Consider the following 23,629-nt stretch of genomic DNA (forward strand, 5'->3'; position numbering starts at 1 on the left):
AGATGACCGGAGCGGGAGTGCCGCTGCGCGAGCTCGGCCTGGTGCTCCTGGTCGCGGCGGCAATTACCTACTTGGCCACCGGGCCGGTGCGCTCGCTGCTCGTGCGCACTGGGAGGGTCGCGGAGATCCGCAAACGCGACGTGCACACGCAGCCCACCCCCTCAGTTGGCGGTCTCGCCATGTTCACAGGCTTCGTCTGCGCCGTCTTCTTAGCCCAGCAGCTGCCCGCGTTAACCCGCGGGTTCGCGCCGATTACCCCGGAGATGACGGCGGTGCTCGCGGGAGCCTTCGCCATCGTGGTCGTGGGCATTGTCGACGACCTCTACGAACTCGGTGCCCTAACGAAGCTGCTCGGGCAGTTCCTCGCCGCCATCGTCATGAGCGTCATGGGCATCTCCTTTACCGTCTTCTTTCTGCCCTTTGGCGAGGGCACGACCCTGATCCTGGACCAGGTCCAAGGTATGGCGCTCGGCGCGATCTTCACCGTGCTCTTGGTCAACGCAGTGAACTTCGTCGACGGCATCGACGGGCTGGCCGCAGGCGTCGGCATGATCGCGGGAAGCGCGATCCTCGTCTTTTCGCTCACCGTGCTGCACGAGCAGGGCGGCGCGGTCTCTGCTTATCCGCCGGCGATCATTTGTGCCGCGCTGGTGGGGATTTGTGCGGGTTTTCTGCCGCACAACTTTGAGCCCGCGCGGATCTTCATGGGGGACTCCGGCGCGATGCTCATCGGGTTGCTGCTCGCCGCGGCGTCGATTTCTGCCTCCGGCAAGATCAACATGTCCCTCTACGGGACTGCTGATCTGGTGGCGCTGGTCAGTCCGATCATCGTGGTGCTCGCCGCGATCGCGTTGCCGGTGGTGGACCTGCTGTGGGCCGTCGTGCGGCGCACCGCTCGTGGCCAAAGCCCTTTTGCCGCGGATTCGGGCCACATCCACCACCGGCTTTTGCGGCTTGGGCACACGCACCGTCGCACAGTAGTGGTGCTCTACCTCTGGGTCGCGGCCGTAGCCTTCGGTGCGGTGAGTTTCTCGGTGGTGCCGACCCGCGCTGCGGTGATCTTTACGCTCGTGCTCCTGCTTGCCGCGTTCCTGCTGACGCTCGTGCCGCTCCGTGCGGGCAAGATCGGGCCGACGCGTATGCCACGGGGGAACGCGCAATAGGGAAGCGCTGGCCGTTGGGTAAGATGTCGCATCGTGAGTACTTCCACGCCGGACCCCAGCAATGCACAGCCCGACCTCGAGGTGCGTGACACCGAGGAATTCCTCGACCAGCGACTGCCTATTACCCGTGCGCTGAAGATCGCCGCGGGCGCGCTGGTGGCGCTGACGTTGATCAGCCTCATGGCATGGGGCGCGGCGCGCGAGCTGCCCGGCATCTGGGGCGTGCTCATGGGCGTGGCGATCGGCGGCGGCTTCGTGCTCGCCACCGCGGCAACGGTGCTGGCCACGTCGAACTCGACCCCGAGCATGACCATGGCGGTGGTGCTTGGTGGCTGGCTAGTCAAGATGGTGGTCTTGATTCTGCTCTTCGTGTGGCTGCGCGGGTTCGACTTCTACGACAACACCGCTTTTGCTGTGACCACGTTGGCCGCCCTCGTGGTGGCGCTCACCGCGGAGGCGTGGGGCGTGATCACCTCGCGCACTGCTTACCTGAGCTAGCTGGTGGGGGCGCAGCGCTCGTCGGCAAGTGCCTTGGGTGCGTGCGACGGCGGGGTAGCGCATGGCCGCGAACAACTACCCCTGTTTGGCGGTATGTGACAGACATTACAGGGGTGTAAACATGCTGGTTGTGGTGCCATTTTACCCCGAAAACGGGTGGGAAGTAATGACACATAGGTGGCATGGCCCCCAAAGTCCAGGAAACTCACGACGACCTGTTAAAGTATCCGACGGGCATACTTGAGGCAGGGGGCTGCTCAGCGAAAGCTGGCTCACGCTGCCTTTTAAAGACTCCCCTGTCCCCGCGGTAGCAGATGTGCGACGGAGTCCGCCGCGGGTGACAGCTTTGATGAAGACGTCCATCGCACCGCATTCACACCGGATGCGGCCCGAGAACGGGAGAGAACGCTGAGCGTTACAACTTTGGCCATGAAGGGTAGTTTTCACGCACCCGAACTTGGTCCAGAATTTTTCCCGGGGCACACGTACGGCCAGTTCATTGGTGAAGACTTTGCCAATGGATGGTTCGCGCTGGATCGCATCATGCTCGTTCGCCTCCTTGTGGCAGCGATCCTTGTGATCCTCTTTGCTATTGCCTTTAGGAAGCCACAGCTGGTTCCTAAGGGGCTGCAAAACTTCGCAGAAATGGGTGTGGACTTTGTCCGCATCCACATCGCAGAAGACACGTTGGGGAAGAAGGACGGCAAGCGATTCCTTCCGCTTATCGCCACCATCTTCTTCACCGTGCTGTTCATGAATGCTGCGACGATCATTCCTTTCCTCAACATCTCGCCTAACGCGCGCATCGGTATGCCGATCGTGCTGGCTGGTGTTGCCTACATTGCGATGATCTACGCAGGCGTGCAGCGCTACGGCATTGCTTACTTCAAGCACTCCACCGTCATTCCTGGACTGCCTTGGTTCCTCCACATCCTGGTGGTGCCGATTGAGATCTTCTCGACGTTCATTCTGCGTCCGGTCACCCTGGCACTTCGTCTGATGGCGAACTTCCTGGCCGGCCACATCATTCTGGTTCTGCTGTACTCTGCCACGAACTTCTTCTTCTGGCAGCTCAACGCATGGACCGGGCTCAGTGGCCTGACCATCATTGCAGCGATCCTGTTCACGCTCTACGAGTTGATCATCATCTTCCTGCAGGCATACATCTTTGCTCTGCTGACGGCGGTCTACATTGAGCTCTCGTTGCACGCGGATGCGCACTAACAAAGGCGCGACCAACTGGCCTAACTGAATAACCCCTCCACATTGTCACTCGCCCTCCCGCACTAAGGACGCGGGGGAGCACCTAGAAAGGGAACGACTTTCACATGAACGACATCATCCTCGCCCAGGCAAACGAGACTGTCACCGCTTTCGACGGTCTGCAGTCCATCGGCTACGGCATCGCAACCATCGGCCCTGGTATCGGTATCGGTATGCTCGTCGGCAAGACCGTCGAGGGCATGGCACGTCAGCCGGAGATGGCTGGCCAGCTGCGTACCACCATGTTCCTGGGTATCGCCTTCGTTGAGGCACTTGCCCTCATCGGCCTTGTTGCCGGCTTCCTGTTCTAAGAAGAGCTAGCCAACCTAGCGATAAGAGTCCATTTTTTAGAACAGGAGCAACCAATGACTAACGTCAACGAATTTCTCGTGGCGGCTGAAGGGTCGGAGGACATTCCGTTTACGTCGGAGCCTTCCATTCTCTTCCCCGCTGCGTACGACGTGGTTTGGTCGCTTGTCGTCTTCATCATCGTCTTCTTGCTCTTCTGGAAGTATGTGCTTCCGAAGTTCCAGGAAGTGTTGGCGGAGCGCGAAGACCAAATCAAGGGTGGCATTGAGCGCGCTCAGGCTGCCCAGGCTGAAGCGTCGGCTGCCCTGGAAAAGAACAATGCAGAGCTCGCCGAGGCACGCGCCGAGGCCGCTGCGATCCGTGAAGCTGCCCGTGCAAAGGGCAAGGAGATCGAGGCGGAATCCCGTGAGCGCGCTGAGGCCGAGTCCAAGCGCATTGTAGAAGCTGGAGAGAAGCAGCTTTTGGCTTCCCGTGAGCAGGTCGTTGCCGAGCTGCGTAACGACTTGGGCCAGAACTCGATCAACCTCGCCGAGCGTCTGCTGGGCACCGAGCTGTCGGATTCGACCCGTCGCTCGAACACGATCGACTCCTTCCTCTCTGAGCTCGACAACGTCTCGACGAGAAAGTAGGCGAGATGAAGGCAGCGAGTCGCGAAGCACAAGCAAAGGTCTCGGAACAGCTCGATCAGCTGATCCAGAACTCCGACAACGCCGTCGCTACAGCGATGAACGTCGGCGCGGAACTGTTCCTCATCGTTGATCAGCTCGACGGGGAGCGCGCGCTGCGCATCGCCGTTGCCGATAGCTCGGTCACCGGCGAACAGCGCACCGGCGTCATGCGCGACGTGTTTGGTGGGAAGGTCGCGGAGCCGACCCTGCAGATTCTGCTGGCAGCAGCGGAGCAGGAGTGGTCTACGCCGCGCGAGTTCCGCACCGGGCTTGTCAACCTTGGGCGTCGCGCGATTGCGCGCGGTGCTGAGAAGGACGGCAAGCTCGAGCAGGTAGAGGGGGAGCTGTACCAGCTCTCCACTCTGCTGGAGCGCGAGAAGGATCTGACCCAGCTGTTGTCGGACCGCACTGCGGTGTCCGAGAAGAAGCGAGGGCTGCTGGCTAACGTGATTTACGGCAAGGTGACGATGTTCACCGAGGCTTTGGCTTTGCAGGTCATCGGCCGGCCGCGTCACAACCCGGTGGACGACCTGGTGGCACTGGCCACCGAGTTCGCCGACCTGCGCGGCAAGACCGTGGCACGTGTCGCCACTGCTGAGGGGCTTAACGACTCTCAGCGTGACGTCCTGACGCAGAAGCTTGAGAAGATTTACGGTCGTGAGATTGCTATCCACTCCGAGGTTGACCCCAGCCTCCTCGGCGGGATGGTTATCCGTGTTGGCGATGAGGTAATTGACGGTTCCACGCGCGGCAAGCTTGCCCGCCTGCGCACCGACGTTGCCGCGAACGCGACCCTCTAAGAACGAAGATAATGCTGGAAGAAACTACCGAGAGCAGGAAGAACATGGCGGAGCTGACGATCTCCTCCGATGAGATCCGTAGCGCGATAGCGAACTACACCTCGAGCTACTCCGCGGAGGCCTCCCGTGAGGAGGTCGGCGTGGTGACTTCGGCTGCAGATGGTATTGCCCAGGTTTCCGGGCTGCCAGGGTGCATGACGAACGAGCTGCTCGAGTTCCCGAATGGCGTCATTGGCGTCGCACAGAACCTTGAGACCGATTCCATCGGTGTCGTGGTTCTGGGTAACTTTGAGTCCCTGACAGAAGGCGACGAAGTCAAGCGGACGGGCGAGGTCCTGTCCATCCCCGTTGGGGAGGACTTCCTTGGTCGCGTAATCAACCCCCTGGGTCAGCCGATTGACGGCCTCGGCCCGATCGAGTCCAAAGAAGAGCGTGCCCTGGAGCTCCAGGCTGCAGGCGTGCTCGACCGCCAGCCGGTCGAGGAGCCGCTGCAGACGGGTATGAAGGCGATTGACGCCATGACCCCGATCGGCCGCGGCCAGCGTCAGCTCATCATTGGTGACCGTAAGACTGGTAAGACCGCGGTCTGCATCGACACCATCCTCAACCAGAAGGCGTTCTGGGAGACCGGTGACCCGTCGAAGCAGGTGCGCTGCATCTACGTGGCGGTGGGCCAGAAGGGCTCCACCATCGCTGGTGTGCGCAAGACTCTGGAGGAGCACGGCGCGCTCGAGTACACCACGATCGTGGCTGCACCGGCGTCCGACTCTGCAGGCTTCAAGTGGCTCGCACCGTTCTCGGGCGCCGCCCTGGGCCAGCATTGGATGTACCAGGGCAAGCACGTCCTGGTCATCTACGATGACTTGACCAAGCAGGCTGAGGCCTACCGTGCCATCTCGCTGCTGCTGCGTCGTCCGCCGGGCCGCGAGGCTTACCCGGGTGACGTCTTCTACCTGCACTCCCGTCTGCTGGAGCGCGCAGCGAAGCTGAACGACGAGCTGGGTGCCGGCTCGCTCACCGCGCTGCCGATCATCGAGACTAAGGCTAACGACGTGGGCGCGTTCATTCCGACCAACGTCATCTCCATTACGGACGGCCAGGTCTTTCTGCAGTCCGACCTGTTCAACCAGGGCGTGCGCCCGGCTATCGACGTGGGTATTTCCGTCTCCCGTGTCGGTGGTGCCGCACAGACCAAGGGTATGAAGAAGGTCGCCGGTAACCTCCGTCTGGACCTTGCCGCGTACCGCGATCTCGAGGCATTCGCCGCCTTCGCTTCCGACCTGGATGCTGCTTCCAAGAAGCAGCTGGAGCGTGGCCAGCGCCTCGTCGAGCTGCTCAAGCAGTCCGAGAACGCGCCGCAGGCAGTCGAGTACCAGATTGTTTCCATCTGGGCCGCGAACGAGGGTCTCTTCGACGTCGTTCCCGTCGAAGATGTGCGCCGTTACGAGGCCGAGCTGCAGGATGCGATCCGCTCCTCCGCTCCCGAGGTCTACTCGCAGATCGAGGGTGGCAAGGCGCTGGACGACGCTTCGAAGGACGCCATCAAGCGCGTGAACGAAGAGTTCTCCCGCACCTTCCAGGCTTCCTCGGGTGAGCGCATCGTGCGCGAGCCGGAGGCTCAGCCCCTGGATGCTGGCGAGGTATCCAAGAACCAGCTCAAAGTCAGCCAATCCTAGTTCTGCGGCAAGCGGAAATTTAGGACCTACATAAAGGAAGGGAGGAACACACACCATGGCAACACTTCGCGAATTGCGTGACCGCATCCGGTCAGTCAACTCTACGAAGAAGATCACCAAGGCCCAGGAGCTGATCGCGACCTCGCAGATCACCAAGGCCCAGGCTCGCGTCGCAGCGGCAAAGCCGTACGCGGACGAGATGCAAGACGTCATGGAACGCCTCGCGGCTGCGAGCTCCCTCGACCACCCCATGCTCCGTGAGCGTGAGAGCGGTCGAGTCGCAGCAATCCTCGTGGTCACCTCCGACCGCGGTATGGCTGGCGGCTACAACCACAACGTGTTGAAGAAGGCGGCCGAGCTTGAGCGCATGCTCAAGGACGTCGGCTACGAGGTGGTTCGCTACATCACCGGAAACAAGGGTGTAATTCACTACCGTTTCCGTGACATGGATGTCGCTGGTGCATGGACCGGCTGGTCGCAGAAGCCGTCGTGGGAGGAGACGCACGATGTGCGTCGCCACATGATCGACGGTTTCATGGCCGGTTCCGAGGACTCCGCCAAGTGGCGCGAGGGGCTCAACGGCCCCGAGGGTCAGGCAGTGCGTGGTTTCGACCAGGTACACGTTGTCTACACCCAGTTCGTGTCCATGCTCTCGCAGGAAGCACACGTCCACCAGCTGCTCCCCATCGAGCCCGTCCTCGAGGAATTCGAGTACGAGCAGAAGAGCATGTTGGAGCAGACCGGTGCTGTGCACCCGGATATGAGCTTCGAGCCGGATCCGGACACGCTCATGACCGAGCTGCTTCCGACATATGTTTCCAGGTCGCTCTACTCGATCTTCTTGGAAGCATCGGCTGCGGAGTCCGCTTCTCGCCGTACGGCGATGAAGAACGCGACGGATAACGCCACCGATCTGGCGAATAACCTGTCGCGTGAGGCTAACCAAGCCCGTCAGGCAAAAATCACCCAGGAAATCACCGAGATTATCGGCGGCGCTGGTGCGCTGTCCGGTAGTGGAGAAAGTGACTAAATCATGACTACTGCTCAATCTTTTGATGAGCGCAACGATGAGCCAACGGGCGAGGCCGACACCCAGGCACAAGCCCGCGAGGCACAGTCCGCGCAGAACCCGGCGGGTTCTGACAACGGGCGCGTCGTTCGCGTAATTGGCGCAGTCGTCGACGTGGAGTTCCCGCGCGGCGAGCTGCCCGCTCTGTACAACGCACTCGAGGTCGACATTGAGCTCGAGGGCATGTCCCGCACGATCGTGCTCGAGGTTGCCCAGTTCCTGGGCGACAACCTCCTGCGCACCATCGCCATGGCTCCGACCGACGGCCTGGTGCGTGGCGCGAAGGTGCGCGACACCGGCAACCCGATCTCTGTCCCGGTCGGCGACCAGGTCAAGGGCCACGTGTTCAACGCACTCGGCCAGTGCCTGGACGACCCGAGCGTGGGCCAGGACGGCGAGCGCTGGGGCATCCACCGCGAGCCCCCGGCGTTCAAGGACCTCGAGGGCAAGACCGAGATCCTCGAGACCGGCATTAAGGTCATCGACCTGCTCACCCCGTACGTGAAGGGCGGCAAGATCGGCCTCTTCGGTGGTGCTGGTGTGGGTAAGACGGTGCTCATCCAGGAGATGATTACCCGTATTGCCCGCGAGTTCTCCGGTACCTCCGTCTTCGCCGGCGTCGGCGAGCGTACCCGTGAGGGCACCGACCTCTTCCTCGAGATGGAGGACATGGGCGTCCTTCCGGATACCGCCCTTGTCTTCGGCCAGATGGATGAGCCGCCAGGGGTGCGTATGCGCGTCGCTCTGTCCGGCCTGACCATGGCGGAGTACTTCCGCGATGTGCAGAACCAGGACGTGCTGCTGTTCATTGACAACATCTTCCGCTTCACCCAGGCCGGTTCCGAGGTCTCGACCCTGCTGGGTCGTATGCCTTCCGCCGTGGGCTACCAGCCCACCCTGGCTGACGAGATGGGTGTCCTGCAGGAGCGCATTACCTCCACCAAGGGCCGCTCCATTACCTCGCTGCAGGCTGTCTACGTGCCGGCCGATGACTACACCGACCCGGCACCGGCAACCACCTTCGCCCACCTGGATGCGACCACCGAGCTTTCGCGTTCCATTGCCTCCAAGGGTATTTACCCGGCAGTGGACCCGCTGACCTCGACCTCTCGCATCCTGGAGCCGGGCATCGTCGGCGAGCGTCACTACGCTGTCGCGCAGAAGGTGATCGGTATTCTGCAGAAGAACAAGGAGCTGCAGGACATCATCGCCATCCTCGGTATGGACGAGCTGTCCGAAGAGGACAAGATCACCGTTATGCGTGCACGTAAGCTGCAGCGCTTCCTCGGCCAGAACTTCTTCGTCGCGAAGAAGTTCACCGGCGACGAGGGATCCTACGTGCCGCTCGAGGAGACCATCGAGGCCTTCGACAAGCTCTGCGAGGGCGAGTTCGACGCCTACCCGGAGCAGGCCTTCAGCAACCTTGGTGGTCTCGACGACGTCGAGGCTGCGTACCAGAAGCTGCAGGGCTAGGAGGCAGACATGGCTGAACTTACCGCTCAACTGGTGTCGGTGGATCGTATGCTCTGGTCGGGTCCGGCCAGCATCGTCACCGCCCAGACCATCGAAGGTGAGATCGGCGTGCTGCCAGGTCACGAGCCGTTCCTTGGCCAGCTCAAGGAGAACGGTGTGGTGACCATCCGTCCCATCAGCGGCGACCGCATCGTCGCCGCTGTGCAGGGCGGGTTCCTCTCCGTGCAGGGCGATAAGGTGACCGTCCTTGCTGACTACGCGATCTTTGCCGACGAGGTTGATTCTGCTGAGGCAGAATCCGGCTTGGAGGCACAGGACGAGGACGTGAAGCACAGGTCCGAGGCGGAGCTCGCTGCGGTGCGCCGCAACGAGTCGCGCTAGGCCACTCGCCTTACAAGGAGGGGCGTCACACGCCCGTACCACCGCAAGCACCCCCGCATACCGCAAGGTAGGCGGGGGTGCTTCGCATTGTGTTGCACGACAAGTGTGCGGTTGGCAACCGTCGAGGCGCGAAGTAGGATTTACTGCTGAACGACGAAGTACCGGCTGAGTCGACGGGGTCGACGCCAAATATTGAAATCTTGCAGGGAGGTTGTCATGGAGATCATCCTCTCTGTGGTGCTGCTTATCGTCGTTGGCGTCGCGGGCATCGCCATGTGGCGTTTTGCCATGTTCCGTAATGCGGGTGCACGCGGGTTGATCCGCAAGCTGCCCGCCACGGGTGTGCGGGGCTGGCGCCACGGGGTGGTCAAGTACACGGGGGAGGAGCTGCAGTTTTATAAACTGCGCTCCCTGTCGTCGAATTACGACGTGTCTTTTGATCGTCGCGAGCTGACGTTCAACGGCGTGCGCGAGCTGAGCGCGGACGAGCGGATGATCATGCCCGGCGTCACAACAGTACTGGAGCTGACCTGCCCGGAGGGCGATTTCGAGTTCGCTGCCGAGCGCCACGTCGAGATGGCGCTGATTTCTTGGGTGGAGTCCGCGCCGGATCGTCGACAAGAGCGGATAGACATCCGCGCGCTGACGCAGCGGGTGCAGCGCGGCAAGGCCTAGCCTGCTTGCCTTCACCGCCTGCCCGGGCGGTAGTCTGTGGGGCATGCGTCTTGTCATAGCTCGTTGCTCTGTCGACTACGTCGGCCGCCTCGCGGCACACCTGCCGTCTGCACTGCGGTTGATCCTGCTCAAGTCTGATGGGTCGGTCTCTGTGCATGCCGACGACCGTGCCTACAAGCCATTGAACTGGATGACGCCGCCGTGCACGGTGAAGGAAGAAGCAGTGCTTGATATCGACGGTGAGGACACCGGCGAGGCGCTCTGGATTGTAGAGAACCCGAAGGGCGAGCAGCTGCGCATCACGATCGAAGAGATCGTAGCGGATTCGACCTACGAGCTCGGCGAGGACCCCGGCCTGGTCAAAGACGGGGTGGAAACCCACCTGCAAGAGCTGCTTGCGGAGCACATCACCACGCTGGGAGAGGGCTACAGCCTTGTTCGCCGCGAGTACCCCACAGCGATCGGCCCGGTCGACCTGCTCGCGCGGGATGCCGACGGTAAGACCGTGGCCGTAGAGATCAAGCGCCGCGGGGGCATCGATGGCGTAGAGCAGCTGACCCGCTACGTGGAGCTTCTGAACCGTGACGAACTGCTCCGGCCGGTGGAGGGAGTATTCGCCGCCCAGGAAATCAAGCCGCAAGCACGCACCCTTGCCGAGGACCGAGGCTTCCGCTGCCTGACCCTGGACTACGACGAGCTGCGCGGCATCGAATCCGACGAGCTGCGCCTATTTTAGAAAGGGGGCTCTCGCGATGCCGAGGAAGAACCGCCGCCAGAACATCACCCCGTCGTATGTGCTCCCGCGCGATGGCTCGACGTTCATTGGCACCCAGGAGGTTGAGGGGCCGAGCTGGAGTAACGGGGAGATCTACCTCGTGCGGCTGATCGGTGCGAGCGCGGCGAACAAGTTCTACGTCTGTCCCCGGTGCAACCAGAATATTCCGCCGGGTGTTGCGCACGTGGTGGCCTGGCCCCGTGATGCAGGAGGCCGTGGCGACGATCGGCGGCATTGGCACAAACACTGCTGGGCGAGGCGCTAGGCTGGGCCCATGATCGCAGCATTTTCAGTCGCACCGACGGTGACGAATAACGCCACCGCAGAGATGTCAGAGGCGGTTTCGCGCGCAGTGCGCGTGGTCCGCGAATCAGGCCTACCGCACGAGACGACGGCCATGTTCACCACGATCGAGGGGGAGTGGGACGAGGTCATGGACGTGATCAAGCGCGCAACGCAGGCGGTCGAGGCCGTTTCGCCGCGGGTATCGTTGGTGATCAAAGCGGATATCCGTCCTGGATACACCGACATGTTGCACCAAAAGGTAGCGTCGCTGGAGAAGCACTTCTCCCAAGAACAATAGAACCTATACAAGGAGTACATAAATGCCGGATTTTGGTCCCGGGGCAGTAGACCTGAACAAGCTGGTCGAGCAGAAGGAAGCACAGCAGCAGCTCAAGGAAGGCGGCTTCGAGCCGTTTATTACCGTCGATGAGAAAGACATCGAGGCGCGTGCGTTCCAGCGCTCGATGCAAGTGCCGGTTGTGCTGATGTTCGGCACGCAGCGCTCGGAGGACTCCGAGACGCTCAAGGAGACGTTCAAGACGCTTGCCGCCAACCAGCGCAAGTTCATGGTCGCCTACGTCGACGCTGACGCGACGCCGCAGGTGGCCCAGATGTTCGGCCTGCGCGCGCTGCCCACCGTCGTCGCGCTAGCGGCCGGGCAGCCGGTGACGAACTTTGAAGGCAACCAGCCCGTAGAGCAGCTCAAGCAGTGGGTGGAAGCCCTGGTCACTAACGTTGGCCCGCAGCTACAGGGCTTAGGCGAGGAACCCGAGGCTGAGGAGGCCACCCCCGAGGATCCGCGCCTGGATGAGGCGACCGCGGCGCTCAACCGCGGCGACTTCGACGCAGCCACCGCCATCTACGACGCGATTCTGACTGAGGAGCCGGACAACCAGCCGGTCAAGCAAGCAAAGGCGGCGGTTGCAGTGCTGCGTCGACTTGACCCGCAGAACCGCACGACTGACCCGATCGCTGAAGCGGAGCAGGCCCCGGATGACGTGGAGAAGCAACTCGCCGCCGCAGACGCAGAGGTCGTCGCGGGGGCACCGGAGAAAGCCTTCGATCGCCTGCTGCGCTACGTGAAGACGGCACCGGAAGCGAAGGAGCGCCTGCTTGAGCTGTTCACGCTGTTTGCGCCCGATGATCCGCGCGTGATCCAGGCGCGTACCAATCTGGCCAGCGCGCTGTTCTAGCCTGGCTGGCGGTTTGGGCGGACCGGTGCGTGTCGACGCCCCGCAATAACTTGGCCCGCCGCGCTCCTCGAGCACGACGGGCCAGGGCTATCCCAGGTTCCTAACCCCGCAGCTTGTACAGCTGCACGCTCATCGCCGGGATGTGCAGGTTGAGGGACTGGTCGAACTGATCCCAGGCGGTGGGCTCGGTGTGTACCTCACCAGCGAGCGGGTTGTCGGCACCGCCGTAGATGCCCGCGTCCGTGTTGATCAGCAGATCCCAGGTACCCGCCTTCGGCGAGCCCAGCCGGTAGTTCGGCTGCGAGGCTCCGGAGAGATTGACCACGGCGAGTACTGCGGAGCCGTCCGCACCCCAGCGGATGTAGGACAGGATGTTGTGCTGCGCGTCGTCACCCTTGATCCACTGGAATCCCATCGGAGTGTTGTCCTGGGAGAACAGTGCCGGGGTGTCGCGGTAGACCAGGTTGAGGTCGCGCACGAGGCGCTGGATGCCGCGGTGGTACTCATGCCCCCAGCTGTCGCCGATGTTGTCCCAGTTAATCGAATGCGCCTCGTCCCACTCCGTGGTCTGGCCCCACTCGCAGCCCATGAACAGGAGCTGCTTGCCAGGGTGGGAGAACATGTAGCCGTAGAGGGCGCGCAGGCCGGCGGCCTTGTTCCAATCGTCTCCAGGCATGCGGGTCCATAGCGAACCCTTGCCGTGGACGACCTCGTCGTGGCTAAACGGCAGGACGTATTTCTCGCTGAACGCGTAGACGAGTGAGAAAGTGATCTCGTTGTGGTGGTAGGAACGGTGCACCGGATCGAGGGAGAAGTACTCGAGGGTGTCGTTCATCCAGCCCATGTTCCACTTCAGGGAGAAGCCCAAGCCATCCGACTCGGTCAGGGCGGTCACGCCTGGCCAGGCGGTGGATTCCTCGGCGACGGTGACCACGCCCGGGTGGGTGCGGTGGACCGTGGCGTTCATCTCCTGGAGGAACTGCACGGCGTCCCAGTGCTCGCGGCCGCCGTACTGGTTTGGCAGCCATTCGCCGGGTTCGCGTGAGTAGTCGAGGTAGAGCATCGAGGCTACTGCGTCGACGCGGAGGCCATCGAGGTGGAACTCCTCGCACCAGTACAACGCGTTGGCCACGAGGAAATTGCGGACCTCGTTGCGCCCGAAGTCGAAGACGTAGGTGCCCCAGTCCTTCTGCTCGCCGCGGCGCCAGTCCGGGTGCTCGTAAAGCGCGGTGCCGTCGAAGCGGGCGAGTGCGAAGTCGTCCTTGGGGAAGTGGGCGGGGACCCAGTCGACGATGACGCCGATGTTGTGGGCGTGCAGCTCGTCGACAAGCGCGCGGAACTCATCCGGGGTGCCCCAGCGCGCGGTCGGCGCGTAGTAGCCGGTGACCTGGTAGCCCCAGGAGCCGCCGAAGGGGTGCTCGGCAACGGGGAGGAACTCCACGTGAGTAAACCCGTTTTCCACCAGATAGGGCACAAGCTCTTCGCGCAGCGTGTTGTAGTCCGCGTCCTGCTTCCAGGAGCCGACGTGGCACTCGTAGACGCTCATTGGCGAATTCGTGGGGTCGATGCCCTGGCGTTTCTGCATCCAGTCGGCGTCGCGCCACTCGTACTCGCTGGGCGCGGCGACCACGGAGACTGTCTCCGGCGGGGCGACGGTGGCCTTGGCCAGCGGGTCAGCCTTGTCCTTACGGCCGCCGTCGGCAGTTTGCACCGCGAACTTGTAGTGCGCCCCATCGGTGATGCCGGGGATGAAGATCTCCCACACGCCGGTGGAGCCGAGCGAGCGCATCGGGTACTGGTTGGGATTCCAGCCGCAGAAGTCGCCCACGACGGCCACGCCGCGCGCGTTTGGAGCCCACACCGCAAACGCGGTGCCGGTGACCTGGCCGAGGTCCGTGGTGTAGGTCTTGACGTTCGCGCCGAGTGCCTCCCAAAGGCGCTCGTGGCGGCCCTCGCCGATGAGGTGGAGGTCGAGGGAGCCGACCGAGGGCAGGAAGTAGTACGGGTCCGCGATGATTTGCGGTTCCGCCTCGGGGTAGGTCACGCGCAGGCGGTAGTCGCTGGCGTGCTCGCCGTCGAGCTCGGCGATCCAGATGTCGTCGCCGGTATCAACCATCTGGATCATGTCGTTGTGGATAAGCAGTTGCACGTCGGTGGCACCGAGCAGGCGGGTGCGCACCACCGTGTTGCCTGCCACCAGGTGGCGGCCGTAAAAGTCGTGCGGCGCGTGGTGCTTGCACTGCAGCAGGCGCGTGCGGTCGTGCTCCGGGATGAGTGCTTCCGGGGAGAGGTTGTGGCCGGTCATAATTGTCTTTCTTCTTGAGTATCCAGGTAGTGCAGCGCGGGGGGTTAGGGCCGGTAGTCGTGGTCAGAGATCTGACGGTAGGCCAATGCTTCTCGACGCTCCGGTGCCACCTCCGGCAGGCGGAAAATGTGCGCCACGTTGTTCTGTGGCGTGAGCCGGACGTAGTTGTGCGTCCCCCAGTCGTAGCGGTTGCCGGTGACCAGGTCGTGCACCTGGAAGGGTTCGCCCTCGTCGCGTCCGACCGCGCCAGCGTCGATGTGCACCATGCCCTCCTGGGTGTGCCAGGGGTCGAGGTTGACTACCACGACGATCGTGTTGCCTGTCACGGCGTCGACCTTGGAGTAGGCGAGGATCTGGTCGTTGGTGACCTCGTGGAAGCGGATCTGCCGCAGCTGCTGGAGCGCGGGCTGCTCCTTACGGATGGAGTTGAGCAGCGTGAGGTAGGGCTCGAGCGACTCGCCACGCTCGAGCGCAGCCTCGAAGTCGCGCGGGCGCAGCTCGTACTTCTCCGAATCCAGGTACTCCTCGGAGCCGCCGCGCACGGGGATGGACTCGTAGAGCTCGAAGCCGGAGTAAACGCCCCACAGCGGGCTCATCGTCGCGGCAAGGGTTGCGCGGATGGCAAAAGCGGCTGGCCCGCCTTGCTGGAGCGAGGCGTGCAGAATATCTGGGGTATTGACGAACAGGTTGGGGCGCGAGACGTCAGCGACGTCGACGCACAGCTGCGCAAAGTCAGTGAGCTCTTCCTTGCTCACCTTCCACGTGAAGTGGGTGTACGACTGCGAGAAGCCAGCCTTGGACAGCCCGTACATGCGCGGCGGGCGGGTAAAGGCCTCGGCGAGGAAGATGACGTCCGGGTGCGTCTCGTGCACCTTGGCAATCAGCCAGTGCCAGAAGTTCACCGGCTTCGTGTGGGGGTTATCCACGCGGAACGTGGAAATGCCCAGTCCCACCCAGAACATGATGACGCGGTAGACCTCGTCGTAGAGGGTCTCCGGGTCATTATCAAAGTTGATGGGGTAGATGTCCTGGTACTTCTTCGGCGGGTTCTCCGCGTACGCGATCGTGCCGTCCGCGAGCACGGTGAAAAACTCGGGGTGCGCCTCCGCCCACGGGTGGTCCGGGGCGGCCTGGAGCGCGAAGTCGAGGGCGACCTCCAGCCCAAGCTGCTCGGCGTGGTGCAGCATTTCGAGAAATTCTTCTTCGCCACCGAGCTCGGGGTGGAAGGCATCGTGGCCGCCGTGCTGCGAGCCGATGGCCCAGGGGGAGCCGACGTCGCCCGGCTCGGCGGTAACTGAGTTGTTGCGGCCCTTGCGGTTGACCTCGCCGATCGGGTGGATCGGCGGGAAGTACACGGTGTCGAAGCCCATTGCGGCCACGCGGTCGAGCGCGGCGGCGGTGGTTTCCCAGGTGCCGTGGACCGGGCGGCCGTTATCGTCCCACCCGCCGGTGGAGCGGGGGAACAGCTCGTACCAGGAGTTCACCAGCGCGGCACGACGCTCGACGGCCACATCACAGGTGGGGCCGTGCGTGACGAGCTCGCGCAGGGGGTAGGCCGCCAGCACGTCGAGGACATCCTCGTTCAGGCCGGCGTTGATGCGCTGCTCGAGCGGCAACGTGTCGTCGGCAAGCGCGGTGGCGACATCGCGCAGCACCTCGCTATCTGGCGCGGGAGTCTGCTCCGCGGCGGCCTCGAACAGCTCAATGCCGTGGGCGATGTCGTTGGCCAGCTCGGCTTCGGTCTGCCCGGCGTTGAGCTTCTTGGTCACGGCGTTGCGCCAGGTGGCCATCACATCGGACCACGCGTCGATGCGGAAGTGCCACAGACCCTGTTCGTCGGGCACGAACACGGAGTGGACGTAGTCGGGGCGGAAGGGCTCCGGGTGCATGTGCACCGAGTACTGGTCGCCGTCGGGGGAGGTGATCACCAGCGTGGCCGCGATCGCGTCGTGGCCCTCGCGCCAGACGAGCGCGGAGACCGGCACCACCTCACCGACGACCGCCTTTGCGGGGAGCGTGCGCCCGCTGACCTGGGGGCGAACGTCATCAATTCCGAACCTTGCAACCATGCTGTATCTCTACCTCGTCCGTCGCGTGTGTATCACTGCCAAGAGTAGCGAAAGACTTCGTGCTTCACCTGCCTAAGATGTGCCTAATTATTGGGGTGGCAAGACAGCCCCCTTTGGCGCGCCGGATGCAACTTCCACATATGCGAGAGAAAATAGGACAGAATGGGAACCGTGAATGATGCACGAGCGACTGAACCAGGAACGGACCCGGACCTTCTTATCGACTTCCGCGGGGTGGAATTCTCGCGCGGCGGCGCACGCCTCGTCGGCCCGGTGGACTGGCAGGTCGAACTTGATGAGCGCTGGGTAGTGATCGGCCCCAACGGGGCGGGCAAGACGACCCTGATCCGTATGGCGTCTGCGCTCGAGTTTCCCTCCAAGGGCACCGCGTTTGTGCTCGGCGAACAGCTCGGGCGCACCGACATGCGCGACCTGCGCGCCGCCATCGGGCTTACCTCATCGGCGATCGCGCAGCGCGTGCCGGATGACGAGAAAGTGGGCGACCTGGTCGTCTCCGCCGGCTACGCCATTGTCGGGCGCTGGCGCGAGGACTACGACGAGATGGACTACGCCCAGGCGATGGACGTGCTTGAGCAGGTCGGCGCGATGCACCTGATCGACCGCCGCTGGGGCACGCTCTCTGACGGGGAGAAGAAGCGCGTGCTCATCGCCCGTGCGGTGATGATCAACCCTGAGCTTTTGATTATGGACGAGCCCGCCGCGGGCATGGACTTAGGTGGCCGCGAGGACCTCATCGCTTACCTAGGTGAGCTTGCCTTGGACCCGGACGCCCCGGCGATGGTGATGATCACCCACCACCTTGAGGAGATTCCGTACGGTTTTACCCACGCCATGCTGCTCGACGAGGGCGATGTCGTCGCCCAGGGCCTCATCGAGGACGTCCTTACCAGTGAGAACGTCTCCAAGGCCTACCACCAGCCGATTGAGGTGACCCGGGATGAGGGCCGCTTCTTCGCGCGCCGGGCACGTTCGGCCCGTGCGGGGGCGCACAGGAAGTAGTGACAGTGGGGCGTCGAGAAGCATTCGGTGCCCCATCAAGGATGGGTCGAGGCATGCAGCGCAGCATTGGGGCGTTCTCAGCTGACCGCGGCGACGAGATCGACGTCACCGAGGTCAGCGGGTTTCACGGTGCGCGCATGTCGGCGACGGTGCTCCTGCTGCGCGACACACCCCAGGGGATGGAAGTGTGGATGCAGGAGCGCGTGCTCAGCATGAAGAACTACCCCGGGGTCACCGTGTTTCCCGGCGGCGGGGTGGACAGCCGCGACTTCCCGGGCCGCGCCTGGAACGACGGCGACCTGTGGCTCGGCCGCAGCGCAATCTCTATGGCCCGCCAGCTCGGCGTGACCAAGTACAAGGCGCACGCGCTCGTCTTCGCCGCCGTGCGCGAGCTCTTCGAGGAGACCGGCACGCTGCTCGCCGTCGACGATGCGGGCAAGCTGCTTGACGACGCCCGCCCGTTCCACCACCAGCGCCTCCTGCTGGAATCCCACGAGATCTCACTGACCGACGTGCTGCGCGCCCACGACCTCAACGTCTGCGCCGACCTGCTCAAGCCCTTCGCCAGGTGGGTCGGGCAATCCGAGCGCGGCAACTGGTTCGACACCTTCAGCTTCCTCGCGGCCAACCCGACCGGCCAGGAGCCCGACGGCAACACCGGCGAGGCCGACGACGCCAACTGGTTCCCGCCCTCGCTGCTGCTAGAAGGCTGGCGGCACGGGCTCGTGCGTTTTGCCCCTGCGACCTGGGCACAGCTGCGCTTGATCGAGGGTTTTCACACTGTGGAAGAGACGCTGGAATCGGCGAAACACGCCACGATCTCCCCGGTGATCGGCGACCCGGTCGACGACGAGCGCTTCTCCGAATTTTTTACCTTCACACCAAAAGATCGGATTGGACGCCGCTATGGCATTTCACGCGACTGAGGTGGACTACCTCGCCGCCAACGCCGAACGCATCCGGGCGATCGCCCCGGAGCTGGCCCTGACCAAAGCAAGTGTGTTCTCCGACCGCGCGCGCCTGGACGCCGAGTTCGGCGAGCACGCCCGCGCCGTCTCCGCACTGATCGCCGCCCAGCGTCAGGCGGCGGACAAGTTCCCTAACTGGTGGCTCACCGACTCGGATGCCGCCCAGCAGGCCACGCCCGCCCTTGTTTCCGCCCACCGCGCCCGCACGCTTGCGGACGCAGGCGCGCAGTTCGTCCACGACGTGACCTGTTCCGTCGGCTCGGAGGCACCCCACATGCGCGACGCAGGCCTGAGCTGGCTCGGCTCGGACCTCTCGGCTGCCCGCCTGCGCATGGCGCGCTTCAACCTCGGCGAGGACGCCTGGCTCGCGCGCGCCGACGCGCTCGCGCCTGCCAGCACTGTTGGTGGGGGTGCGGACGGGGTGATCGTGGCTGATCCTGCCCGCCGTAAAGATGGCCGACGTATCACCGACCCCGCCCAGCTCGAGCCGCCTCTGCCGGCTCTTGTGGCGGCCTACCCGGGCGCGGAACTTGCCGTGAAGTGCGCGCCGGGCATCGACTACTCCGAGTGGGAGGGCTTAGTCAGCGTGGTCTCGCTCGACGGCGGGGTGAAAGAGGCCTGCCTGTACACGCCCGGGATCGGCAGTGGGCGGGAGGCAGTCGTGCTGCGCAGCGACGGTTTTGTCGAGACCGTGCGCGGCCACGGTGACGATCGCGCTTCTGCACCGGCTGAGGTGCGCCAGCCGGGCGAGTGGATTATCGAGCCCGACGGGGCGATCATCCGCGCGGGGCTTGTGCGCACGTGGGCCGATACGCACGGGCTGTGGCAGCTTGACCCGCACATCGCTTTCTTAAGCGGCGAGGAGATCCCGCCCGGCTACAGCGGCTTCCGTGTGCGGGATGCGGTGCCGCTGAAGCGGCTGAAGGCTGCGCTGCGCCAGCTTGATGCGGGTGCGGTGGAAATCCTCGTGCGCGGGGTCAATGTGGACCCGGACGCGCTGCGTAAGAAGCTCAAGCTCAAAGGTACGCAGCAGCGTGGGGTGATCATCGCTCGCGTGGGGGATGACGCGCGGGCGTTCATCTGCGATGCGCGGGAGCACCGGCCGCTACCATAAGCGGCATGGTGTATCTCGATCACGCAGCAACAACCCCCATGCGCCAGGCGGCTATCGACGCCTGGGTCGAACACGCAGCAGCCGTCAACCCCGGCGGCCAATACTCCTCGGGCCGCGCCGCAGGCGCCGTGCTCGCCCAGGCGCGCGAGGACATCGCCGAGCTTTTGGGCGCGGACCCCGTCGAGGTGATCTTCACCGGCTCCGGCACGGAGGCGGACAACATCGCGGTGCGGGGTCTGTACCGGGCGCGTCGAGAAGCGGCGGGCACGAACCGGGTGGTGGCCAGCACGATTGAGCACTCGGCAGTACTCGAGACAGTCAAGTCCTTAGCACAGACTGAAGGGGCCGAGGTTGCATGGATGGAGCCGGACCGCGGCGGGCATCTCCGCGACTTGAGCGCCTTGGACACCCCGGCCGCCGTGGCCACCATGATGTGGGCGAACAACGAGACCGGCGCGGTGCAGCCCGTGCGCGAGGCCGCCGAGCGAGCCGCTGCCGCTGGCACCCCGCTGCACATCGACGCGGTCCAAGCCGTGGGCAAAGAGGACGTGCACTTCCACGACAGCGGCGCGACCACACTCGCGGCTAGCGCGCACAAGTTCGGCGGACCGCGCGGCAGCGGCATCCTGCTCGCGCGCCGCTCGCCAGTGCCGGCTCCGGTGTTGCTTGGCGGCGGGCAGGAGCGGGGCCTGCGCCCGGGCACGGTCGACGTGGCGGCGGCTGCCGCTACTGCCGCGGCGCTGCGCGAGGCACTGGCTGAACGCGAGGCGGAAAATGCACGCCTGGCGAAGCTGCGCGACGAGTTCATCGAGCGCATCGTCGCCGCTGTGCCGAACACGCTGGTCACCACCCCGGAGCCGCGCCTGCCTGGGCACGCGCACCTGATGTTCCCGGGCGCGGAGGCGGAATCCATGCTCATGCTGCTCGACTCGCTCGGCATTGAAGCCTCCGCCGGTTCGGCCTGCTCGGCGGGCGTGCACCGCCTGTCGCACGTGCTCGAGGCGATGGGCGTGGCCACCGAGGACGGCATGGGCGCGCTGCGGCTTACGCTCGGCCGCACCACCACCGCTGCGGACGTGGACAAGGTGGTCGCCGAACTGCCCGCAGTCATCGAGCGCGCCCGCCTCGCCGGCTCGCTCTAGCGCGCTTTTCGACGCCCACCGGTGTGTCAGGTGTGAAAGTTGTGACTCAAGTGCGCTAAAGTTCCGCATATGTACGCACCTCGGACGCTTATGCACGCGCGCAACGCGCGCCAAAACACACTCAAGGCGTTGATCGCCGCCGTCGTCACCGCCGCCCTAACGTTTACGCTCCTCGTGGCCAGCCCCTTCGGGCAGAAGTCTGCCGACGCCCAGGCGCTACCCGGCCTGATCAACGGCGTCGACGTCGCCGCGCACCAGCACCCGGGCGGCGGCCCGATCGACTGGCGCATGGTTGCAGGCCCCGGCGGCCAGCAGTTCGCCTTCATCAAGGCAACAGAGGGCACGAGCTACGTCAACGACTTCTACACCCAGGACGCCCAAGCCGCTGGTGAGGCCGGCATGAAGGTCGGTGCTTATCACTACGCCCGCCCGGCGACCGACCCGATCGCGCAGGCGCGCCACTTCGCCGACACCATCAACGCCGGCCCGCGCAACCAGCTGCCGCCGGTGCTCGACCTCGAGGTCAACGAGGGGCTTGGCCCGGTCCAACTCGCCGCATGGACCCAGATCTTCATGGCTGAGCTCGAGGCACGCACCGGGCGCACGCCGATGCTCTACACCTACCGCTACTTCTGGTACGAGCGTATGGACAACACCAACGCGTTCACCCGCTACCCGCTGTGGTTGGCCGCTTACCAGAACCAGCCGCCCGCACCGGTCGGCGGCTGGGACCACCTGAGCTTCTGGCAGCGCTCCGACTCCGGGCGCGTACCCGGCATCGACGCCGTTGTGGACATGAACCTGTTCAACGGCAACGCGGGCCAGTTCATGAGCTTCGCCGCCGGCAACCTCAACGCAGGGGGTGGCGTGCTGGAGAAGTTCCAGGCCTCCGACTCCGGCGAGCTCGCCGTGCTGGAGCAGGACAACACGGCACTCGTCGTGGCAATCCTCGCGCTCGCCGGCGGTGCGCTCGGTATCGCGGGCTTGGCCGAGGCTGCTGACCAGGCTGGCTTTAGCGAACAGGACGCGCGCAACATCGCCGACATGGTTGGCCAACTCGCCGCCGAGGGCGAGCTGCCCGTGGAAGACCTACGCAACATGATGATCGGCGACTACCAGATCGGCGACCTGCTCATCCTGCTGGACAACGCGACGAAGTAGCGCGCGTACACCGTCCGAGGACCGGCACTCACGTGTAAGTGGGTGCCGGTTTTGCGTACGTGTACTAGTCGTGGCGCGGGGTGGTGGCCAAGCCGCGTGCCCACTTTTCGCCCTTGAAGTGGGCAGGCACCGCGCCCTTGAGCAGATTGCGGGTGAGCTGCGGGCTTGCCTCGAGCGGGGTGTTCGCGCCGATGAGCACGATGTTGCCGTAGCGGCGTCCTTTGAGCATCGGCGGATCAGCGATCGCCGCGACGTGCGGGAACACCTCGCTCATGCCGGCGAGTTCCTCCTTCGCTTCCTTGAGGTCGGCATGCGAGCCGCAGTTGGCCACGTAGACGCCGGTCTCGCTCAAGCACGTGCGCACGTGTTGGTAGAACTCCACGGTGGTCAGCTCGCGCGGGGTGAGCGCCTGGGCGAACACGTCGCGGATCATCACATCGCGGGTTGAAGGCTTAAACGAGTCCGTGATCTCGCGCGCGTCGCCGACGCGGATTTTCACGGCGGGGGAGCGGGGGACGTCGAAAAGCTCGCGTGCGAGCTCGGCGAGACGGCTGTCGATCTCCACGACGGTGTTGCGCGAGCCGGGCCACGCGGCGGCGAAGTAGCGCGGCAGCGAGCAGGCCGCCCCGCCCAGGTGCGTCAGGCGCGGCTTCGGCCAGCGGGGTGTGCTGCCGAGCTGGAGCGAGTCGAGGAAGTCCGCGATCCAGCGCATGTACTCGAAGTCCAGGCGCTGCGGCTTGCCGGGCACGATGTGCGAGCTGGGCACCCCGTTGACAAGCAACACCATCGAGCCGTCGGGTTCGTGGTGGATTTCAGCCTCGCCGCTGTCGATGGGGTACGTCTCGCTTTTCGCAGCCATGCTTTGGGAGGGTAGTCGTTAGGCTTGCACGTCGACGAAACGCAGGTACGCGATTGATGCGAGCCAGCCTGCCGCGGTGAGCAGCAGCGCACTCGGGGCAATGCTGGCGAGCGTGCCTAAATCGAGCGCGTCTGAGCCCGCGACCGCGGTGCTGCCCATCCAGAGCGCCTTCGTCACACCGACGGGCGGGAGGACGAACTGCGCAGCTGTGACGCCGGCAGCGATCGTGCCGAAAGAAAGGATGCTCGCCATCACGCCGAGCGCGACCGGCATGGCGAAGTTGCGAATCACCATGGAAGCGAAACTCTGCCACGCGGCGACTGCCGTTGCCGGAATCACGGCGAGCAGCGTAGAGGCGAGCAATGCTCGCGGAGGCAGGCCCGACAGCCCGGCGACCCAGCCGCCGATCGTGCTGAAGAGAATGAAGACGCACTGCATGAGGACTGTGAGCGCGACAATGACGGCGAGCTTGGCGGTAATCAGACTCGCGGCCGGCTGGGATGAGGTGAGCAGTATGTTCCAATTGCCGCCGCGGTGTTCCACCCGCCAGACGGCGGAGGCGAGGATGGCGATGCCTGCCACCATGAAGAGCATCCCGTAGAACAGCGTCGCTTGGGACCAGTAGCTGTGCCAGCCGGAGTCCAACACCCCGGAGTTGGCGGCGTAGTTGCCCGCACCGAAGACGACTGCGATCAGGGGGATGGCAAGGGGGACGATGGCGATGTGTGCACGCCGGAGTTTAGCGAACTCGTTGAAAAGCATG

24 protein-coding genes are annotated in these 23,629 nt (G+C 64.3%); 20 read left to right on the plus strand and 4 right to left on the minus strand.

All coding sequences use genetic code 11. The annotated features are described in order from the left end of the window. Nucleotides 1–2 precede the first annotated feature (2 nt). The 15 genes from CIMIT_RS04895 (at nt 3) to CIMIT_RS04965 (ending at nt 12,228) form a co-directional block, all read left to right on the plus strand. Nucleotides 3–1,163, plus strand: coding sequence for an MraY family glycosyltransferase (locus CIMIT_RS04895; RefSeq protein WP_038589970.1), 1,161 nt, complete (start codon nt 3–5; stop codon nt 1,161–1,163). An 81-nt stretch (nt 1,164–1,244) separates the two neighbouring features. Then, nucleotides 1,245–1,661 (plus strand): hypothetical protein, encoded by a 417-nt coding sequence (locus CIMIT_RS04900; RefSeq protein WP_038594111.1) that lies wholly within the window; start codon nt 1,245–1,247, stop codon nt 1,659–1,661. Between the two features lie 429 nt (nt 1,662–2,090). Then, nucleotides 2,091–2,885, plus strand: coding sequence for a F0F1 ATP synthase subunit A (gene atpB / locus CIMIT_RS04905; RefSeq protein WP_038589973.1), 795 nt, complete (start codon nt 2,091–2,093; stop codon nt 2,883–2,885). Nucleotides 2,886–2,989: 104 nt separating this feature from the next. After that, on the plus strand, nt 2,990–3,235 hold the full coding sequence (locus tag CIMIT_RS04910; RefSeq protein WP_038589976.1) for an ATP synthase F0 subunit C: 246 nt from the start codon (nt 2,990–2,992) through the stop codon (nt 3,233–3,235). Nucleotides 3,236–3,289: 54 nt separating this feature from the next. After that, nucleotides 3,290–3,862 (plus strand): F0F1 ATP synthase subunit B, encoded by a 573-nt coding sequence (locus CIMIT_RS04915; protein WP_038589980.1) that lies wholly within the window; start codon nt 3,290–3,292, stop codon nt 3,860–3,862. Between the two features lie 5 nt (nt 3,863–3,867). Then, on the plus strand, nt 3,868–4,701 hold the full coding sequence (locus CIMIT_RS04920; protein WP_038589983.1) for a F0F1 ATP synthase subunit delta: 834 nt from the start codon (nt 3,868–3,870) through the stop codon (nt 4,699–4,701). A gap of 11 nt (nt 4,702–4,712) precedes the next feature. Further along, nucleotides 4,713–6,377 (plus strand): F0F1 ATP synthase subunit alpha, encoded by a 1,665-nt coding sequence (atpA, locus tag CIMIT_RS04925; RefSeq protein WP_038589986.1) that lies wholly within the window; start codon nt 4,713–4,715, stop codon nt 6,375–6,377. Between the two features lie 55 nt (nt 6,378–6,432). Then, on the plus strand, nt 6,433–7,407 hold the full coding sequence (locus tag CIMIT_RS04930; protein ID WP_038589989.1) for a F0F1 ATP synthase subunit gamma: 975 nt from the start codon (nt 6,433–6,435) through the stop codon (nt 7,405–7,407). A gap of 3 nt (nt 7,408–7,410) precedes the next feature. After that, a complete protein-coding gene (atpD, locus tag CIMIT_RS04935) occupies nt 7,411–8,919 on the plus strand; it encodes a F0F1 ATP synthase subunit beta (protein ID WP_038589992.1) in 1,509 nt (502 codons plus the stop codon). A gap of 9 nt (nt 8,920–8,928) precedes the next feature. Further along, nucleotides 8,929–9,300, plus strand: a complete 372-nt coding sequence (locus tag CIMIT_RS04940; RefSeq protein ID WP_038589995.1) for a F0F1 ATP synthase subunit epsilon — start codon at nt 8,929–8,931, stop codon at nt 9,298–9,300. Nucleotides 9,301–9,516: 216 nt separating this feature from the next. Beyond that, entirely contained in the window at nt 9,517–9,975 is a 459-nt protein-coding gene (locus CIMIT_RS04945; protein WP_038589997.1) for a DUF2550 domain-containing protein, read from the plus strand. A 43-nt stretch (nt 9,976–10,018) separates the two neighbouring features. Continuing rightward, nucleotides 10,019–10,711: an endonuclease NucS gene (gene nucS / locus CIMIT_RS04950; RefSeq protein WP_038589999.1), complete on the plus strand. Its 693-nt coding sequence runs from the start codon at nt 10,019–10,021 to the stop codon at nt 10,709–10,711. Nucleotides 10,712–10,727: 16 nt separating this feature from the next. Then, complete coding sequence (locus CIMIT_RS04955) at nt 10,728–11,015, plus strand: hypothetical protein (protein ID WP_038590004.1); 288 nt, start codon at nt 10,728–10,730, stop codon at nt 11,013–11,015. A 9-nt stretch (nt 11,016–11,024) separates the two neighbouring features. Further along, nucleotides 11,025–11,333: a thiamine-binding protein gene (locus tag CIMIT_RS04960; protein ID WP_038590007.1), complete on the plus strand. Its 309-nt coding sequence runs from the start codon at nt 11,025–11,027 to the stop codon at nt 11,331–11,333. Between the two features lie 22 nt (nt 11,334–11,355). Beyond that, nucleotides 11,356–12,228 carry a tetratricopeptide repeat protein gene (locus CIMIT_RS04965; protein ID WP_038590010.1) on the plus strand — a complete coding sequence of 291 codons (873 nt, stop codon included), beginning with the start codon at nt 11,356–11,358 and terminating at the stop codon, nt 12,226–12,228. Between the two features lie 100 nt (nt 12,229–12,328). On the opposite strand, the gene glgB is transcribed toward CIMIT_RS04965, so the two are convergent. After that, nucleotides 12,329–14,533 carry a 1,4-alpha-glucan branching protein GlgB gene (gene glgB / locus CIMIT_RS04970; protein ID WP_038590014.1) on the minus strand — a complete coding sequence of 735 codons (2,205 nt, stop codon included), beginning with the start codon at nt 14,531–14,533 and terminating at the stop codon, nt 12,329–12,331. Between the two features lie 44 nt (nt 14,534–14,577). Then, nucleotides 14,578–16,602 carry a maltotransferase domain-containing protein gene (locus CIMIT_RS04975; protein ID WP_038590017.1) on the minus strand — a complete coding sequence of 675 codons (2,025 nt, stop codon included), beginning with the start codon at nt 16,600–16,602 and terminating at the stop codon, nt 14,578–14,580. A gap of 162 nt (nt 16,603–16,764) precedes the next feature. On the opposite strand from CIMIT_RS04975, the gene CIMIT_RS04980 reads away from it, so the two are divergent. From CIMIT_RS04980 to CIMIT_RS05000, 5 genes are all read left to right on the plus strand, one after another. Then, a complete protein-coding gene (locus CIMIT_RS04980; RefSeq protein WP_038590020.1) occupies nt 16,765–17,622 on the plus strand; it encodes an ABC transporter ATP-binding protein in 858 nt (285 codons plus the stop codon). Between the two features lie 53 nt (nt 17,623–17,675). Next, nucleotides 17,676–18,548, plus strand: a complete 873-nt coding sequence (locus CIMIT_RS04985) for an NUDIX hydrolase (RefSeq protein WP_038590023.1) — start codon at nt 17,676–17,678, stop codon at nt 18,546–18,548. Then, on the plus strand, nt 18,529–19,704 hold the full coding sequence (locus CIMIT_RS04990) for a THUMP-like domain-containing protein (RefSeq protein ID WP_038590026.1): 1,176 nt from the start codon (nt 18,529–18,531) through the stop codon (nt 19,702–19,704). The genes CIMIT_RS04985 and CIMIT_RS04990 overlap by 20 nt, the downstream gene beginning before the upstream one ends. Nucleotides 19,705–19,709: 5 nt before the next feature. Next, complete coding sequence (locus tag CIMIT_RS04995; RefSeq protein ID WP_038590029.1) at nt 19,710–20,846, plus strand: cysteine desulfurase family protein; 1,137 nt, start codon at nt 19,710–19,712, stop codon at nt 20,844–20,846. A gap of 69 nt (nt 20,847–20,915) precedes the next feature. Further along, on the plus strand, nt 20,916–22,007 hold the full coding sequence (locus CIMIT_RS05000; RefSeq protein ID WP_231910350.1) for a glycoside hydrolase family 25 protein: 1,092 nt from the start codon (nt 20,916–20,918) through the stop codon (nt 22,005–22,007). A 64-nt stretch (nt 22,008–22,071) separates the two neighbouring features. Here the strand turns inward: CIMIT_RS05000 and CIMIT_RS05005 are convergent, their stop codons facing one another. Next, a complete protein-coding gene (locus CIMIT_RS05005) occupies nt 22,072–22,866 on the minus strand; it encodes a spermidine synthase (protein ID WP_038590032.1) in 795 nt (264 codons plus the stop codon). Between the two features lie 18 nt (nt 22,867–22,884). Then, entirely contained in the window at nt 22,885–23,628 is a 744-nt protein-coding gene (locus tag CIMIT_RS05010) for an ABC transporter permease (RefSeq protein ID WP_038590035.1), read from the minus strand. Nucleotide 23,629 lies beyond the last annotated feature (1 nt).

It is taken from the genome of Corynebacterium imitans, from assembly GCF_000739455.1.
GTDB lineage: Bacteria > Actinomycetota > Actinomycetes > Mycobacteriales > Mycobacteriaceae > Corynebacterium > Corynebacterium imitans.